The following is a 15,164-nucleotide window of genomic DNA, read 5'->3' as shown; positions in this document are numbered from 1 at the left end:
CTGCCTTTCCTTTATGTCTTGCCTGGTCGCCGTTGCGGGGTGCGGCGCCTAGTTCATGAAATGCAACAGGCCTTGCTCGCCACCCAGCAGCAGCATGACCAACCCGGCCAGCGCCAGATACGGGCCGAAGGGTAAGGGCTGGCCGCGGCTGGCGCGGCCCGTGAGCGTCAGCGCCCCGCCGATCAGCACGCCCACCAGCGACGCGCTGAGCAACAGCATCGGCAAGGCCTCGACGCCGAACCACGCGCCCAGCGCGGCCAGCAGTTTGAAGTCGCCGTGCCCCATGCCTTCGCGCCCGGTCAACAGGCGGAACACATGAAAGATAACCCACAGGAACAGGTACCCCGCCACCGCGCCAACCACCGCCGTCTGCACGCTGGTGAACGCATCGAACAAGTTCACCAGCAGCCCCGCCCACACCAGCGGCTGCGTCAGGACGTCGGGCAGCAACGTCGTTTCGAAGTCGATCCATGCCAGCGTCACCAGCATGGCCGACAGGCCCATGGCCGCCACCGCGATCGGCGTCGCGCCAAAGCGCAGCGCGCAAGCCGCGAACAACGCGCAGGTCAGGAGTTCAATGACGGGATAGCGCCAGCCGATGGGCGCGTGGCAGGCCGCGCACCGGCCGCGCAGCAGCAGCCAGCCGAGCACCGGAATCCGGGCCATTCTTTCGATGGGCGCCTCGCAGGCGGGACAGTGCGAGGCCGGCGACAGCAGGCCATAGTGGCCGGCAGGCCGCGGCTTGCCGGCGGCGTCCAGGCACTGCGCCTGCCATTCGCGCTCCATCATGCGCGGCAGCCGATGGGTCAGCACCGTCAGCCAGTTGCCGGCGAACAGGCCGGCAAGCGCCGCCACGCCGATGAAGACCCCCAGGGGTAGATCAAAGACTTGCCACATCGGCGTCACTGCCCCACTTGGCCCGGGCGCGCCAACCCATCCGACTGGCGGGCGATGGCGCAAGGAATGAAGAGCCGCGCGCGGCCCTGTCGTAATTTGTGCATAAAGTGCCCGGATGCCCGGGAACGGCTAAGGGGAACGTATCGAATCTTCGCATAAGTGCGTAAAATCGGAGACAGACTCAATTCACGGATAAGCTGCCATGGCCGCGCGCGTAGACATCGTTTCCCGCTCCCGCAAACTCAGCGTCATGGGGCTGCTGCTAGCGGGCACCGTCATCGCCGCAACGGGATGCGCCAAGCAGAAAGCCGAAGGCTATTACGACCTGCCGGCCGAAAGCACCGTGACCGACGCGCAGTACCAAGGTTCGGGCGCCGGCTACCGCACTGTCATCCGCGCCCCGTCGCAAGTGCAGATCGAGCTCAAGCCCGACGCACGCCGTCAACAGAACCAGAACCAGCAGGCCGTTGCCGCCGGCCAGACCACCGAAGACGGCCAAGCCGTGCCGGAAGGCGCCGAAGGTGGCTCGGGCGGCTCCGGCAGCTCGGCGCCCGCCCCCGCAGCCCCCGCCCCGGCGGCCAACGGCATCACCCACAGCCTCGTGCCCCAGCCCCAGACCTACATGGGCACGCTACCGTGTTTTTCGCCTGCCATGCAGTGCACGGCCCAGCGCGTGACGCTGACGCTGGCGCCCAATGGCCGTTGGCGCGGCCGCACCGCCTACCTGGACAACGATCCCAAGAAGGGCCCGCCGGTTTCCGAACAAGGCTGCTGGGACGCCACCGACGAACGTCCGCCGCGCGTCATCCTGATGGACGGCCAAGGCAATGTCCGCGTGGAATTCCTGGTCGCGGCCAACAACGTGCTGCGCGTGCGCTCCATCGGCGGCCAGACGCCCAACCTGAACTACAACCTGACCCGCCAGCCGGATCTGGACCCGATCGACGAACTGGCCAGCGCCGCGGCGCCCAAGTGCCCCTGATCGCACGGATGTCCACGCGCGGCGCTTGATCGCTGCCGGAGGCAAAGCTGCTGCACACAACGCCGCTGCACACAACGCCGCCGCACCCTTCCCGGGCCTGACGAACACCTTGTTCGTCAGGCCCGAATTCTTTGGCCGGCCGTCGGATCGCCATCAAGGAGGAACATCGGGCTTTACGGGGCAATCACCGTACTCGCTGGCGGGCTCGTGCAATACCTGTGGCTGTGGGCCGGGGCGCACGGGAGGCGGCATGTTGCGGGATGGCCAACTGGCCCCGGGGACGGGCGATGCGCCGGACTGCCCATGGGCGCACAGGCGGCAAGCGAGTTGCATGGCATTGCGCGCGCCGAGCTTGGCGAAGATGCGGGCGCGGTGGGCCTCCACGGTGCGCAGGGAAATGCCCAGGTCGATGGCGATGACCTTGTTGGCGCGCCCGGCCGCCACGTATTCAACGATCTGGCGTTCGCGGGCGGTCAGGGATGACAGGGCGGCGTCGAGTTCGGGGTGAGGAAAGGGCATGGAAGCTCGTTTGCAATGTAGGATTGCAAACAGTCTGCCCCGCCGGCCGGGCCGCCGTAAGCTAGCAATTCTGATAGGGGCTGATGAAAACGCCCCGCGCCGCTTCAGGCCGTATAAACCAATTCCAGATTGTCGATCAGGCGCGTGGCGCCCAGCTTGGCGGCGGCCAGCACCACGACAGGTTCGCCTGCCTGCAAGTCGGCGGCCTCGGGGCGGTTCAGATCGCGCTGGCGGCGCAGGGCCACGTAGTCGACCTGCCAGCCGCGCTGCGTCAGCCGCTGGACCGCGTCGTTTTCCAGCGCGGCGGCATCGCGTTCGCCCTGGGCCAGGCGGCGGCCGATCTCCTGCAGCTCGGCGTACAGCGCCGGCGCCTCGGCGCGCTCGCCGTCGGTCAGGTAGCGATTGCGCGACGACAGCGCCAGGCCGTCGTCCGCGCGCACAGTCTCGTGCGCCAGCACCTCGACGGGCAACTGGAACTGGCGGCACATGTTGCGCACCACCATGAGCTGCTGATAATCCTTCTTGCCGAACACCGCCACGCGCGGCTGCACGCAGGAGAACAGCTTCAGCACGACGGTGCTGACGCCGGCGAAAAAGCCGGGACGGAATTCGCCCTCCAGGATGTCGCCCAGGTCATCGGGCGGCTGGATGCGGAAATTCTGCGGCTCGGGGTACATCTCGCGTTCGTTGGGCGCGAACAGCACATAGACGTCGCGCGCCGCTTCGAGCTTTTCAATGTCGGCGGCCAGGGTGCGCGGATACTGGTCGAAATCCTCGTTCGGGCCGAACTGCAGACGGTTCACGAAGATGCTGGCCACCACGGGATCGCCGTGCTGGCGCGCCAGCTTCATCAGCGACAGGTGGCCTTCATGCAGGTTGCCCATGGTGGGCACGAACGACACGCGGTTCTGTCCGCGCAGGTGATCGCGCAATTCCTGGATGGTGTGTACGACTTTCAAGGGAATCTCCGGAGTGGGCGCGAGCCCGGTCAGGATCAGGCCGCGACGGCCGCCACGCTGGTGTAGGCCAGGCGCACGTATATGGGCGCATAGGGCTCCGCCTGCGTGATCTCCAGCAGCGATTCGCGCGCCAGTTCGAGCATGGCGATGAAATGCACGACGACGACCGCGGCGGGCGCGCCCTCGCGGACGCGCTCCATGAAGAGGTCGCCGAATTCCATGAACCGCACGTCGTTCAGGCGGCGCAGGATGTGCGTCATGTGATCGCGCACGGACAGTTGCTCGCGCGTGATGTGATGGTGCTGGTTAAGCTTGGCCCGCTTCATGATGTCGGCCCAGGCCGCGCGCAGGTCGTCGACACTGACATCGGGCAGCGCGCGCTCGACGCTCAGGTCGGCAACGGCCTGGCTGCTGACGAAGTCGCGGCCCAGCTGCGGCATCTTGTCCAGCTTCTGGGCGGCCAGCTTCATCTGCTCGTATTCGAGCAGGCGGCGGACCAGTTCGGCGCGGGGATCTTCGGGCTCTTCGCCGGTGTCGGTCTTTTTGACCGGCAGCAGCATGCGCGACTTGATCTCGATGAGCATGGCCGCCATCAGGAGGTATTCGGCAGCCAGTTCGAGATTGGTGATGCGGATCTGGTCCACATACGACAGATACTGCCGCGTGACATCCGCCATGGGGATGTCCAGAACGTTGAAGTTCTGCTTGCGGATCAGGTAAAGCAACAGGTCCAGCGGCCCTTCGAAAGCTTCGAGGAAGACTTCCAGCGCATCGGGCGGGATGTACAGATCCGTCGGCATCTGGAACAGCGGTTCGCCATACAGACGCGCAAACGCCACGCTATCGATGGTATCGGGCGTGCTGTCGACGGACGGTGCCACTAGCTTGGCCAGGGCATCGCCTGGCACCGAGGGGTTCTGGACCATTTTTGCCGCAAAGGTATCAGTCGGCCTGATACACGTACGGCCTTTGCGCCACGCGTGCCGCGCGGAAGCCTTCGAGCAGCTCCTGATCCTGCGGTTTGTCCCAGAGGCGGGCGCGTCCCTCGCGCTGGCGCTCTTCGGTGCCAGGGTGGGATTTCTTGAAGTCCTTGAGGAACTGGGTGATCTCGGATTCGTAGTTGGTCGCCATGACGCCAATTTCATTAGGTTGCAGATGTCTCGAGTTTACTTCACGGCGGCCGATTCCCCGGCGTTACAATCGTCAGGCTTCCACCGCAGCCGTCCGACATGCCCGCAGAATCCGCCGCCGCAGCCAATCCCGCTCCCCCCTCAACCCCGGATGCGGTGCGCGCGGCGCGCATGATTCCCTTCATCGTGGGGTGCGCGCTGTTCATGCAGATGCTGGACGCCACGGTCGTGGCGACCGCCCTGCCCGCCATGGCCCGCGCCCTGGGATCCACCCCGGTGCGGCTCAACGTGGCCATCACCTCGTACCTGTTGGCAGTCGCCGTCTTCGTGCCGATCAGCGGCTGGGCGGCCGACCGCTACGGCGCCCGGCGCGTATTCATTACCGCGATCGGTCTGTTCACCCTCAGCTCGGTCGCCTGCGCCATCTCGCAGGACCTGCCGCAGCTCGTGCTGGCCCGGATCGTCCAGGGCATGGCCGGCGCCATGATGGTGCCCGTGGGGCGGATCATCCTTTTGCGCACCGTCCCCAAGCAGGACCTGCTCAAGGCCATGTCCTTCCTGTCGATCCCGGCGCTGCTGGGACCTGTGATCGGACCGCCGCTGGGCGGTTTCATGGTCACGTACATGTCGTGGCACTGGATCTTCCTGATCAACATCCCGATCGGGTTCCTGGGCATCTTTCTGGTGCTGCGGTACGTCACGGAAATCCGCGAAACCGGCACGCCCCGGCTCGACTGGGTCGGCTTTCTGCTGAGCGCCGGCTGCCTGGCCACGCTGGTCACCGGCTTCGAAGCCATCGGCCGCGACGTGATGCCGCTGCCCATGCTGCTCGGCCTCATCGCCGTGGGCATCGTGTGCGGACTGCTGTACGGCGTGCACGCCCGCCGCACCGAACATCCCATCATCGACCTGTCCCTGATGCGGATTCCCACCTTCGCCATCTCCACGCTGGGCGGCAACCTGTGCCGTTTCGCCGTCGGCGCCACGCCGTTCCTCCTGGCCATGCTGCTGCAGGTGGGCTTTGGCCTTTCGCCGTTCTCGGCCGGCCTCATCACCTTCGCCAGCGCCGCCGGCGCGCTGCTGATGAAATTCGTGGCCACGCCTATCGTCCAGCGCTTCGGCTTTCGCCGCGTGCTGACCCTGAACGCGCTGCTGACGGGCGGTTTCATCATCGTCTGCGGGGCCTTCAACCCGGCCACGCCCGTGTGGCTGATGATCGCCATCCTGCTGGTGGGCGGCTTCTTCCGGTCGTTGCAGTTCACGGGGGTAAATACGCTAACCTATGCCGACATCCCGCCCGCCAAGATGAGCCGCGCCAGCAGCTTTTCGGCCATGGCCCAGCAACTGGGCATCACGCTGGGCGTCGGGGTGGCCGCGGTCACGCTGAACATCAGCATGTCGTTGCGCGGCGCCGAAACATTGGCCGTCAGCGACGTGGTGGCCGGCTTCATCGTCATCGGCCTGCTGTGCATGGCATCGACTTTCTCCTTTAGACGCCTCGACCCGCTGGCCGGGGCTCACCTGAACGGCGCGAAAAACAGTGACGACGAATGAATTTGTCCTAGCCCTGGACCAGGGCACGACCAGCTCCCGGGCCATCGTGTTCGACCGCGCCGGCGTGGTCCGCGGCGTGGGCCAACGTGAATTCCGCCAGCACTATCCGCGTCCGGGCTGGGTCGAGCACGATGCCAACGAGATCTGGCACAGCCAGCTGGACGTCGCGCGCGAAGCGCTGCGCAACGCCGGCGCGGCCGCCGCCGACATCGCCGCCATCGGCATCACCAACCAGCGCGAAACCACGCTCATCTGGGAACGCTCGACCGGCCGTCCGCTGGCCCGCGCCATCGTCTGGCAGGACCGCCGCACCGCCCCGATGTGCGACCAGCTCCGCCAGGACGGCCACGGCGACTTCCTGCAGGCGCGCACGGGTCTGGTCGTCGACGCTTACTTTTCAGGCACGAAGCTGGCCTGGCTGCTGGACCACGTGCCCGGCGCCCGCCGCATGGCCGAACGCGGCGAACTGGCCTTCGGCACCGTCGACACCTGGCTGATCTGGCAACTGACCGGCGGCGCCGTCCACAGCACCGACCCCAGCAATGCCTCGCGCACGATGCTGTTCGATCTGCACACGCAGGACTGGAACGACGACATCCTGGCGCTGCTCAAGATCCCGCGCAGCGTCCTGCCGCAGATCGCCCCCAGCAGCGCCATCGTGGGCGAGGCCCTGCCCGAATGGCTGGGCGGCTCCGTGCCCATCGCGGGCGTGGCGGGCGACCAGCAGGCCGCCACCTTCGGCCAGGCCTGCTTCACGCCGGGGATGGCCAAGAACACCTACGGCACCGGCTGCTTCATGCTGATGAACGTGGGCGACAAGCCCGTTGAATCGCGCAACAACCTGCTGTCCACCGTCGGCTGGGGCCTGCCCCAACCGGGACAGGACAAATGGAAGCCGGCCTACATGCTGGAAGGCGGCGTCTTCGTGGCCGGCGCTGCGGTGCAATGGCTACGCGACGGGTTGGGCATTATTCAGCGCTCGGAAGAAATCGAATCCCTGGCCGCCAGCGTCTCGGACACCGACGACGTTTTCATGGTCCCGGCCTTCGCCGGCCTGGGCGCTCCGCACTGGGATCCCTATGCGCGCGGCACCCTTGTTGGCCTGACTCGCGGCACCACACGCGCCCACATCGCACGTGCCACGCTGGAATCCATCGCCCTGCAAAGCGCTGAACTGCTGACGTGCATGAATGCGGACAGCGGCATCGCTTTGACGGAATTGCGCGTCGATGGCGGCGCTGCCCGTAATGACCTGCTGATGCAAATGCAGGCTGACATTCTGGGCGTTCCCGTCGTGCGTCCGCGGGTTCCGGAGTCCACTGCGTTGGGCGCAGCGGGCTTGGCGGGCTTGGCCGTTGGTTTCTGGTCGAGCCAGGATGAATTCGCATCGAAGTGGCAGGCTGAACGCACGTTCACGCCGGCTTGGCCTCAGTCCGTGAGGGATGCGCGGATGAAGCGGTGGCGGCAGGCAGTGGAGTTGTCTAAGGGGTGGTCGGCTGGGGCGGTTAAGTAAGGCGTCCGTTGTTGGCTTGCCGGCGGTGTCAGGTACCCAAGATGAGCGCGGCAGGTCTTCGTAGGTCGCCCGACGCCGCGATCCCCGTGGGCACGATCGCCCACGATTGCGGTCCGGAGCCTTCGCTCCGGACTGCCCCTTCGTCATCTTCGTCCAGGCCTTCGGCCTTCCCTTCAGATTCCCTCGGGCGCATCGACGGCGCTCGCACCCACGGGGACCGCGACGCCGTGCTGCTAGGGTCTTTGGTCTGCGCGCTGCAAGACCTGTGGTCAGGGCAGGAGATCTGCGGGGCCGCCGGATTGCTGCCGCCCGGGCGGCGGCAACCCGGCATCGGGTCGGTGAGGCGTCGTGGCGGCGTGCGCTTCGCGCTGGCGGGGATTGGTTGCCAATGGGCCGCCGTCACGATGGGAAGGACGAAAAGACGGCGAGCAACGGTGTCAGACACCCAGAGCAGAAGCCGCCACACGCGAAGCGTCATCGCTACGACGCAAGACGCCGCGTAAGTCACCGGAGGCCGCCCGCGCGGCCGAACGGTGACGGGCATCGCAAGCTGCTTCTCTCCCACACGAATGCGTGCAAGAACCTCAAGAACCCAATCCGCCCCAACGCCCGTAAAGATTCAACACCAAAGCCCGGCGTGGCGTGGGCCTGGGGTGGGCGGGGCGTGTAGATGCGCCCGAGGGAATCGGAAGGCAGTCGCCGGAGGCGACAACGACGATGACGACGGGGCAGTCCGGAGCGAAGGCTCCGGACCGCAATCGTAGCCCCGCCCACCCCAGGCCCACGACGCGCCGGGCGTCTCAAGAACCCAACCCGCCGCAATAACACCACACCGCACGTCCCAAAACCTCAACCCGCCCCAACACCCCCAAAGCACCATTCAAGCCGCCCGAACCCCAATCGCCACCACCCTCGCAGTAAACCCCTTCAACAACTCCTCCCGCATCGCCTCAGCCCGCATCATCGACGCCTCCTTCACGTGCCCATACCCGCGAATCTCCTCCGGCACGCTAGCCAACGCCACCGCCTTATCCAGATTCCCGCGATTCAGCTTCCCCAGAATCGCCGTCATCGTCTCCCCGTATTCACGGATCAGCTCCCGCTCCGCCCGCCGCTCCTTCGTATACCCGAACGGATCCAACCGAGACCCCCGCAAGCACCGCATCCTTGCCAGCACCCGAAACACCTTCAGCATCCCCGGCCCATAAGACCGCTTCACCAGATGCCCATCCTTATCCCGCCGCGCAAACACCGGCGGCGCCAGGTGAAAGCGCAGCTTCCAATCCCCCTCGAACTGCTCGCCCACCCGCTTCAAGAACTCCCCATCCGAATACAACCGAGCCACCTCGTACTCGTCCTTGTAAGCCATCAGCTTGAAGTAATACCGCGCCACCGCCAGCGCCAGCCGATTCGTGCCCGTGGCCTCCCGCTCCGCACGCGTCACCTTCTCCACCAGATCCGTGTACTGCTTGGCGTAGTCTGCGTTCTGATACTGCGTGAGGAACGCCTTGCGCACCGCCACCATTTGCGCCAATTCACCCGCCGGCTTCTTCAAGTCCACCACCGGACTCGCCACCCGCGGCCGCGTGATCTCGATGATGTCTTCCGGCTGCGCGGCCGGCACCCCGCCATTGGCCATCAGACGCGCCACCGCCGCCGGCTCATGCGCCGCGCGGCGCCCCCATGCGAATGCCGCAAGATTGTTCGCCACCTGCTGGCCGTTCAGTTCGATCGCCCGCAACAGCGCCTCGCGCGTCAGCGGTATCCAGCCCTTTTGAAACGCGTACCCCATCATCAGCGGATTCGAATAGATCGCATCGCCCAGCAGCACCACCGCCATCGCCGCCGCGTCCACCGCGTCCAGGTTGTCCTTGCCGCATGCGCTCTGCAGATCCGCCGTCAGGTTGGCACCCGGCAATGTCCATTCCGGGTTCGACACGAATGCCGCGGTGGGCGCCGTGTCGCTGTTCAGCAGCACGTGCGTGCGTCCCGGACTCACGCGCGCCATCGCCTCCGCGCTCGTTGCCACCACCAGGTCGCCCGCCAGCAGCAGATCCGCCTCGCCCATCGCCACCCGCGTGTTCAGCAAATGATCCGGCGAGCCCGCCAGCACCACGTGCGAAAACACCGCGCCGCCCTTTTGCGCCAGCCCCGCCATGTCAAGCACCGAACAGCCCTTGCCCTCCAGGTGCGCCGCCATGCCCAGCAACTGCCCGATCGTCACCACGCCCGTGCCGCCCACCCCCGCGATGAAGACGCCATAGGGCACATCCAGACTACGCACACGGGGCGCCGGCACATCCTCGTCCGGCGCGCCGCACGTTTGCGCCAGCGCCGGCGGCTTCTTCAGTTTGCCGCCCTCCACCGTCACCAGGCTCGGGCAAAAGCCCTTCAGACAGGAGAAATCCTTGTTGCAGCTCGACTGGTTGATCTTGCGCTTGCGCCCGAACTCCGTCTCCAGCGGCTCCACCGACAGACAGTTCGACTTCGACGAGCAATCTCCGCAGCCCTCGCACACCCGCTCATTGATGACCACGCGGCGCGCCGGGTCCGGGTAGGCGTTGCGTTTGCGGCGGCGGCGCTTTTCGGTTGCGCAGGTCTGGTCGTAGATCAGTACCGACACGCCCGGATGTTCGCGCAGCTCGCGCATCACCGCATCCAGCTCGTCGCGATGGCGCACCGGCACGCCCGGCGCCAGGTCCGTCACGTCCACGTACTTACGCGGTTCGTCCGTCACCACCACGATCTTCTCGATGCCCTCGGCCGCCACCTGGCGCGTGATCATCGGCACGCTGATGGGACCGTCCACCGGCTGTCCACCCGTCATCGCCACCGCGTCGTTGAACAGGATCTTGTACGTGATGGGCGCCTTGGCGGCCACCGCTGCGCGGATCGCCAGCAGCCCCGAATGAAAATAGGTGCCGTCGCCCAGGTTCGCGAACACATGCTTTTCCTCGGTGAACGGCGCCTGCCCCAGCCAGGGCACGCCCTCGCCGCCCATCTGCGTGAAGACGTCGGTGCTGCGGTCCATCCATCGCACCATGTAGTGGCAGCCGATGCCCGCCATGCCGCGCGAGCCTTCCGGCAGGCGTGTCGACGTATTGTGCGGACAGCCCGAACAGAACCAGGGCTTGCGCTCTTCGACCACGCGCGGGCGCGCCAGCGCCGCTTCGCGCGCGCGGATGAATTCCACCCGGGCCTCGATCCCGGCGCGCACATCGTCCGGCAACGCAAATCGCAACAGGCGTGCCGCGATCGCCTTGGCGACCATCGCGGGTGAGAACTCGTAATGCGCCGGCAGCAGCCAGTTGCCTTGCGGCACGGACCACTCGCCGCCGTCCTTGTCGTCGAACTTGCCCACCACGCGCGGAATCTTCTTGCCGCTGCCGATCCAGCTGAACAGCTCTTCCTTCAGCTGATACTCCAGCACCTGGCGCTTTTCCTCCACGACCAGGATCTCGTCCAGCCCTTCGGCGAACCGCTGCGTCCCGGCGGACTCCAGCGGCCACACCATGCCCACTTTGAATAGGCGCAGGCCGATGCGCCGGCACACGGCTTCGGACAGGCCCAGGTCCGCCAGCGCCTGGCGCGTGTCCAGGTACGCCTTGCCGGACGTCATGATGCCGAAGCGCGCATCGCGCTGCGGCACGTCCCAGAGTTCGCGGTTCAGCCCGTTGGCGCGCGCATAGGCCAGCGCGGCGTACAGCTTGTAGTCCAACAGCCGCGCCTCCTGCTGCAATGGCGTGTCGGGCAGCCGGATGTTCAGGCCGTCGGCCGGCAGCTGGAAATCCTCGGGCAGCACGATGCGCACGCGGTGGGGGTCCACGTCGACCGACGCCGACACCTCCACGATGTCGGTGATGCACTTCATGCCGACCCACACGCCCGCATAGCGGCTCATCGCCCAGCCATGCAGGCCGTAATCCAGCACTTCCTGGACGCTGGCGGGAAACAGCGCCGGAATCATGCAGGCCTTCAGGATGTGATCGCTCTGATGCGGCAGCGTCGAGGACTTGGCGGGGTGGTCGTCGCCCGCCACCACCAGCACGCCGCCGTGGCGCGCGGTGCCGGCCGCGTTGGCATGCTTGAAGACGTCGCCGCAGCGGTCCACGCCCGGCCCCTTGCCGTACCACATGCCGAACACGCCGTCGTACTTCGCGCCGGGAAAGAGGTTGACCTGTTGCGTGCCCCACACCGCCGTGGCGGCCAGGTCTTCGTTGATGCCGGGTTGGAACTCGACGTGGTGCGCCTTCAGATGCGCGGCGGCCTTCCACATGTTCTGGTCGACGCCGCCCAGCGGCGAGCCCCGGTAACCTGACACGAATCCCGCCGTGTTCAGCCCGGCCTGCGCATCGCGCACGCGCTGCATCATGGGCAGCCGCACCAGCGCATGGATGCCGCTCATCCACGCGCGGCCGGATTGCAGGGTGTATTTGTCGTCGAGCTGGACAGATTCAAGCGCCGCGCGGACGGCGGGCGTAAGGGGGGCATTCATGTCTACTCCAACATCGGATGCCCCCACCAGCGTCGCGCGCCTCTAGCCAGAACGCACGCGGGCCAACAAGGGCCGTGAAAGTGAAGTCCTGATGCGTTCGCGCCTCTGCGGGGCGAATCGCGCTTGCCGCGCCCGCCGTCCCGAAAAAACGGGGCCGGCTGGCGTTAGTCCTTTCGGTTGTAACCCCTGGCCCCCGGGCGGGCAATAGGGCGATGCGATAATTGCCGGCATGGACTTCGCCCCTCGCATCGTCGCCTGGCAGCGCCAGCATGGCCGCCACGATCTCCCCTGGCAGAACACCCGGGATCCCTACCGGATCTGGCTTTCTGAAATCATGCTGCAGCAGACGCAGGTGGCCACGGTCATCCCCTATTACGAGCGGTTTCTGCAACGCTTTCCGGACGTCGCGGCGCTGGCCGCCGCCTCGCAGGAAGACGTGATGCCGTACTGGGCCGGTCTGGGCTACTACGCCCGCGCCCGCAACCTGCACCGCTGCGCGCAGGAAATCGTGCGCGACTGGAACGGCCGCTTTCCGCCCACCGCCGAGGCCATCGCCACGCTGCCGGGCATCGGCCGGTCCACCGCCGCGGCCATTGCCGCGTTTTCGAACGGCGAACGCTCGCCGATTCTGGACGGCAACGTCAAGCGCGTGTTCACACGCCACTTCGGCATCGCAGGCGATCCCGCCAAGCGCGAAGTCGAGCAGCGTCTCTGGGCGCTGGCGCATGCGCAGGTCGACGCCGCGCCCGGACTGGACATGGCGGCCTACACGCAGGGGCTGATGGATCTGGGCGCCACGCTCTGCACGCGCGGCAAGCCCGCGTGCGACAGATGCCCGGTGGCGCAGACCTGCGTCGCCCGCCGCGAGGGGCGTCAGGCGGAATTGCCCACGCCCAAGGTGCGCAAGGCTATCCCGGAACGCGAGACCTGTATGTTGGTGCTGCGGCACCAGGGCGCTTTCCTGCTGCAGCAGCGTCCCGAGCCGGGCATCTGGGGCGGGCTGTGGAGCCTGCCGGAGTTCGACGCGGCGGGCGACCCCGACAGCGCATCACGCGCGTTGGGGCTGGAGCCGGAGCAGCGCTTCGAGCTGGCTGCCTTCGCCCACACATTCACGCATTACCGTCTGCACATCCGCCCGTGGCTGGTGCCGGTGCGCGCGGTCGCGCTGCGCGAACCGGCGCTGCCGGAGCGCTGGGTGCCGGCGGACAAGCTGGCGACGATGGCGCTGCCCGCGCCGGTCAAGAAGCTGCTTCAGGGACTGGTGGATGCCGGGATGCAGGACAGCCTGTTCGGCAAGGAAAACGCGGTGTAGCGATGGAAGTAGGTCTGACCGGTGTCAGACACCCGCCCCGCTCAGCAGCATCACCAGCTTCAGATCCGGATGCGTTGCCAGGCGGAACGTGATCTGCTGGTACGCCAGCTTGCCGCGTTGCGGGTGCTGGAATTCCCGCAGGCCGCCTTCGCGTTCGACCACTGCGTGCCGTGTCCACCAGTGCGAGAAGACCACGCTTTGCCGGCTCAGGTTGTCGAGCAATGCCAGCACCGCCGGTTCATCCAGGTGCGCGCCCGCGTCGGCGCGGAATTCGGCCACCACCCGGCGGGCGCGTTGGTCCCAGTCGACCACCAGCTCGCGCGCCGCGGGATCCAGGAAGATGTAGCGCAACAGGTTCGGCTCGGGGTCGCGCTCCGGCCAATGGTCGAACAGGTCGACGAGCGGCGCGTTGCAGGCCAGCACGTTCCAGGCGCGGTCCAGCACGTAGGCCGGCGCATTGATCGCATTCACGCATTCCTGCAGCGGACCCGGCGCGCCGCCGGCGTCGTCGCGAGCGTGCTGCGGGTCGGCGCAATCGGCCAGGTCAAAGAGGTAAGCGCGTTCCGCCCGCGCCAGTTGCAGCACGCCCGCGATGCGCGACCACACCGATGGCGACACCGACACCTCGCGCCCCTGCTCGATCCACGTGTACCAGGTGACGCTGATGCCGCAGAGCTGCGCGACCTCTTCCCGCCGCAGGCCGGGCGTGCGGCGGCGCGATCCCTCGGGCAGGCCCGCCATCTGCGGCGTGATGCGCGACCGCGCGCTGCGCACGAATTCGCCCAGCGCGTGGCGCCTCAGATGAGAGCCTTCATGGCCGGGAGTGACAGGCTGGGGGGAAGTGGTCATACCAGGATGAGTAATGGGCTTGTACGTGTATACGGGCCCGCCTATCTTAGCGCCTGCATCCTTTCGCAATCCCGAATGGATTCCCGGCAACAATCCGCGCAGCATTTCCGAAAACATTTCCGACAACAATCCGCGCAGCATTCCCGACCGCATCCAACAGCCTTCCCGACACAAGGACCTTTCATGACCGCCAGCTCGCACGACGCCGCCGTCGACCGCCAATTCAGCCCCCGCGCCGCCGCCTATCTGACCAGCGCCGTCCACGCCCAGGGCGAAGACCTGCTGCAGATGGCCGCGATCGCCGGCCAGCACCCGGACGCGCGCGTGCTGGACCTGGGCTGTGGCGGCGGGCACGTGAGCTTTCACGTGGCGCCCAAGGTTGCGCACGTGACCGCCTACGACCTGTCGCAGCAGATGCTGGACGTGGTCGCGGCCGAAGCCGCCAAGCGCGGGCTCGCCAATCTGGTCACCTGTCAGGGCAAGGCCGAATACCTGCCGTTCGGCGACGGCGAATTCGACCTCGTGATGTCGCGCTATTCCACGCACCACTGGCAGGACGCCGGACGCGGCCTGCGCGAGGCCTTCCGCGTGCTCAAGCCGGGCGGCATCGCCGTGTTCGCCGACGTGGTGTCGCCGGGTGAACCGCTGCTCGACACCTGGTTGCAGACTATCGAAGTGCTGCGCGACACCTCTCATGTGCGCGACTACTCGGTGGCCGAGTGGACCCGCATGCTGACCGAGGCGGGCTTCACGTTGCAGGAACTGGCACCGCGCCGCCTGCCGCTGGAATTCCAGTCGTGGGTCACGCGGATGCGCACGCCCGACACGTTGGTCGCCGCGCTGCGCCATATGTTCGGCATCGCGCCGGACGTCGTGCGCGCGCATTTCGAGGTGCGCGAGGACGGGTCTTTTACCAGCGACACGGCGACGATCGTGGTGAGAAAGCCGGGCTGA

At 66.9% G+C, this 15,164-nt stretch carries 12 protein-coding genes; 5 read left to right on the top strand and 7 right to left on the bottom strand.

Features of this window, described 5'->3' with window-relative positions; genetic code table 11:
* Positions 1–48: 48 nt before the first annotated feature.
* Positions 49–897, bottom strand: coding sequence for a prepilin peptidase (locus tag CLM73_RS02640; RefSeq protein WP_105237203.1), 849 nt, complete (start codon positions 895–897; stop codon positions 49–51).
* A gap of 202 nt (positions 898–1,099) precedes the next feature.
* Here CLM73_RS02640 and CLM73_RS02635 point away from each other — a divergent pair, with 202 nt between their 5' ends.
* Positions 1,100–1,879 carry a copper resistance protein NlpE N-terminal domain-containing protein gene (locus tag CLM73_RS02635; RefSeq protein WP_105237202.1) on the top strand — a complete coding sequence of 260 codons (780 nt, stop codon included), beginning with the start codon at positions 1,100–1,102 and terminating at the stop codon, positions 1,877–1,879.
* A 153-nt stretch (positions 1,880–2,032) separates the two neighbouring features.
* Here CLM73_RS02635 and CLM73_RS29335 read toward each other — a convergent pair whose 3' ends face one another.
* From CLM73_RS29335 to CLM73_RS02615, 4 genes are all read right to left on the bottom strand, one after another.
* Entirely contained in the window at positions 2,033–2,398 is a 366-nt protein-coding gene (locus CLM73_RS29335) for a response regulator transcription factor (RefSeq protein ID WP_105237201.1), read from the bottom strand.
* Positions 2,399–2,502: 104 nt separating this feature from the next.
* Positions 2,503–3,357 carry a pantoate--beta-alanine ligase gene (gene panC, locus CLM73_RS02625; protein WP_105237200.1) on the bottom strand — a complete coding sequence of 285 codons (855 nt, stop codon included), beginning with the start codon at positions 3,355–3,357 and terminating at the stop codon, positions 2,503–2,505.
* A gap of 35 nt (positions 3,358–3,392) precedes the next feature.
* A complete protein-coding gene (locus tag CLM73_RS02620; RefSeq protein ID WP_105237199.1) occupies positions 3,393–4,283 on the bottom strand; it encodes a segregation and condensation protein A in 891 nt (296 codons plus the stop codon).
* A 16-nt stretch (positions 4,284–4,299) separates the two neighbouring features.
* Positions 4,300–4,488: a DUF3460 family protein gene (locus CLM73_RS02615; protein ID WP_056564661.1), complete on the bottom strand. Its 189-nt coding sequence runs from the start codon at positions 4,486–4,488 to the stop codon at positions 4,300–4,302.
* 98 nt (positions 4,489–4,586) lie between these two features.
* On the opposite strand from CLM73_RS02615, the gene CLM73_RS02610 reads away from it, so the two are divergent.
* Both CLM73_RS02610 and glpK read left to right on the top strand, forming a co-directional pair.
* Complete coding sequence (locus CLM73_RS02610; RefSeq protein WP_105237198.1) at positions 4,587–6,041, top strand: DHA2 family efflux MFS transporter permease subunit; 1,455 nt, start codon at positions 4,587–4,589, stop codon at positions 6,039–6,041.
* Positions 6,028–7,554, top strand: coding sequence for a glycerol kinase GlpK (glpK, locus tag CLM73_RS02605; RefSeq protein WP_105237197.1), 1,527 nt, complete (start codon positions 6,028–6,030; stop codon positions 7,552–7,554). Before CLM73_RS02610 ends, glpK begins: the two co-directional genes overlap by 14 nt.
* Positions 7,555–8,434: 880 nt before the next feature.
* Here glpK and CLM73_RS02600 read toward each other — a convergent pair.
* Positions 8,435–12,049: an indolepyruvate ferredoxin oxidoreductase family protein gene (locus CLM73_RS02600; RefSeq protein WP_105237196.1), complete on the bottom strand. Its 3,615-nt coding sequence runs from the start codon at positions 12,047–12,049 to the stop codon at positions 8,435–8,437.
* A 229-nt stretch (positions 12,050–12,278) separates the two neighbouring features.
* Between CLM73_RS02600 and mutY the strand changes: the two genes are divergently transcribed.
* Entirely contained in the window at positions 12,279–13,361 is a 1,083-nt protein-coding gene (gene mutY / locus CLM73_RS02595) for an A/G-specific adenine glycosylase (RefSeq protein WP_199778240.1), read from the top strand.
* A gap of 24 nt (positions 13,362–13,385) precedes the next feature.
* Here the strand turns inward: mutY and CLM73_RS02590 are convergent, their stop codons facing one another.
* Positions 13,386–14,210 carry a helix-turn-helix transcriptional regulator gene (locus tag CLM73_RS02590; RefSeq protein WP_105237194.1) on the bottom strand — a complete coding sequence of 275 codons (825 nt, stop codon included), beginning with the start codon at positions 14,208–14,210 and terminating at the stop codon, positions 13,386–13,388.
* A 183-nt stretch (positions 14,211–14,393) separates the two neighbouring features.
* Here CLM73_RS02590 and CLM73_RS02585 point away from each other — a divergent pair, with 183 nt between their 5' ends.
* Positions 14,394–15,164, top strand: a complete 771-nt coding sequence (locus tag CLM73_RS02585; RefSeq protein ID WP_105237193.1) for a class I SAM-dependent methyltransferase — start codon at positions 14,394–14,396, stop codon at positions 15,162–15,164.

Source organism: Achromobacter spanius (assembly GCF_002966795.1).
Classification (GTDB): Bacteria; Pseudomonadota; Gammaproteobacteria; order Burkholderiales; family Burkholderiaceae_B; genus Achromobacter; species Achromobacter spanius_D.
The sequence above is the reverse complement of the archived record's forward strand: the minus strand, read 5'-3'. Positions and strand labels throughout refer to the sequence as shown.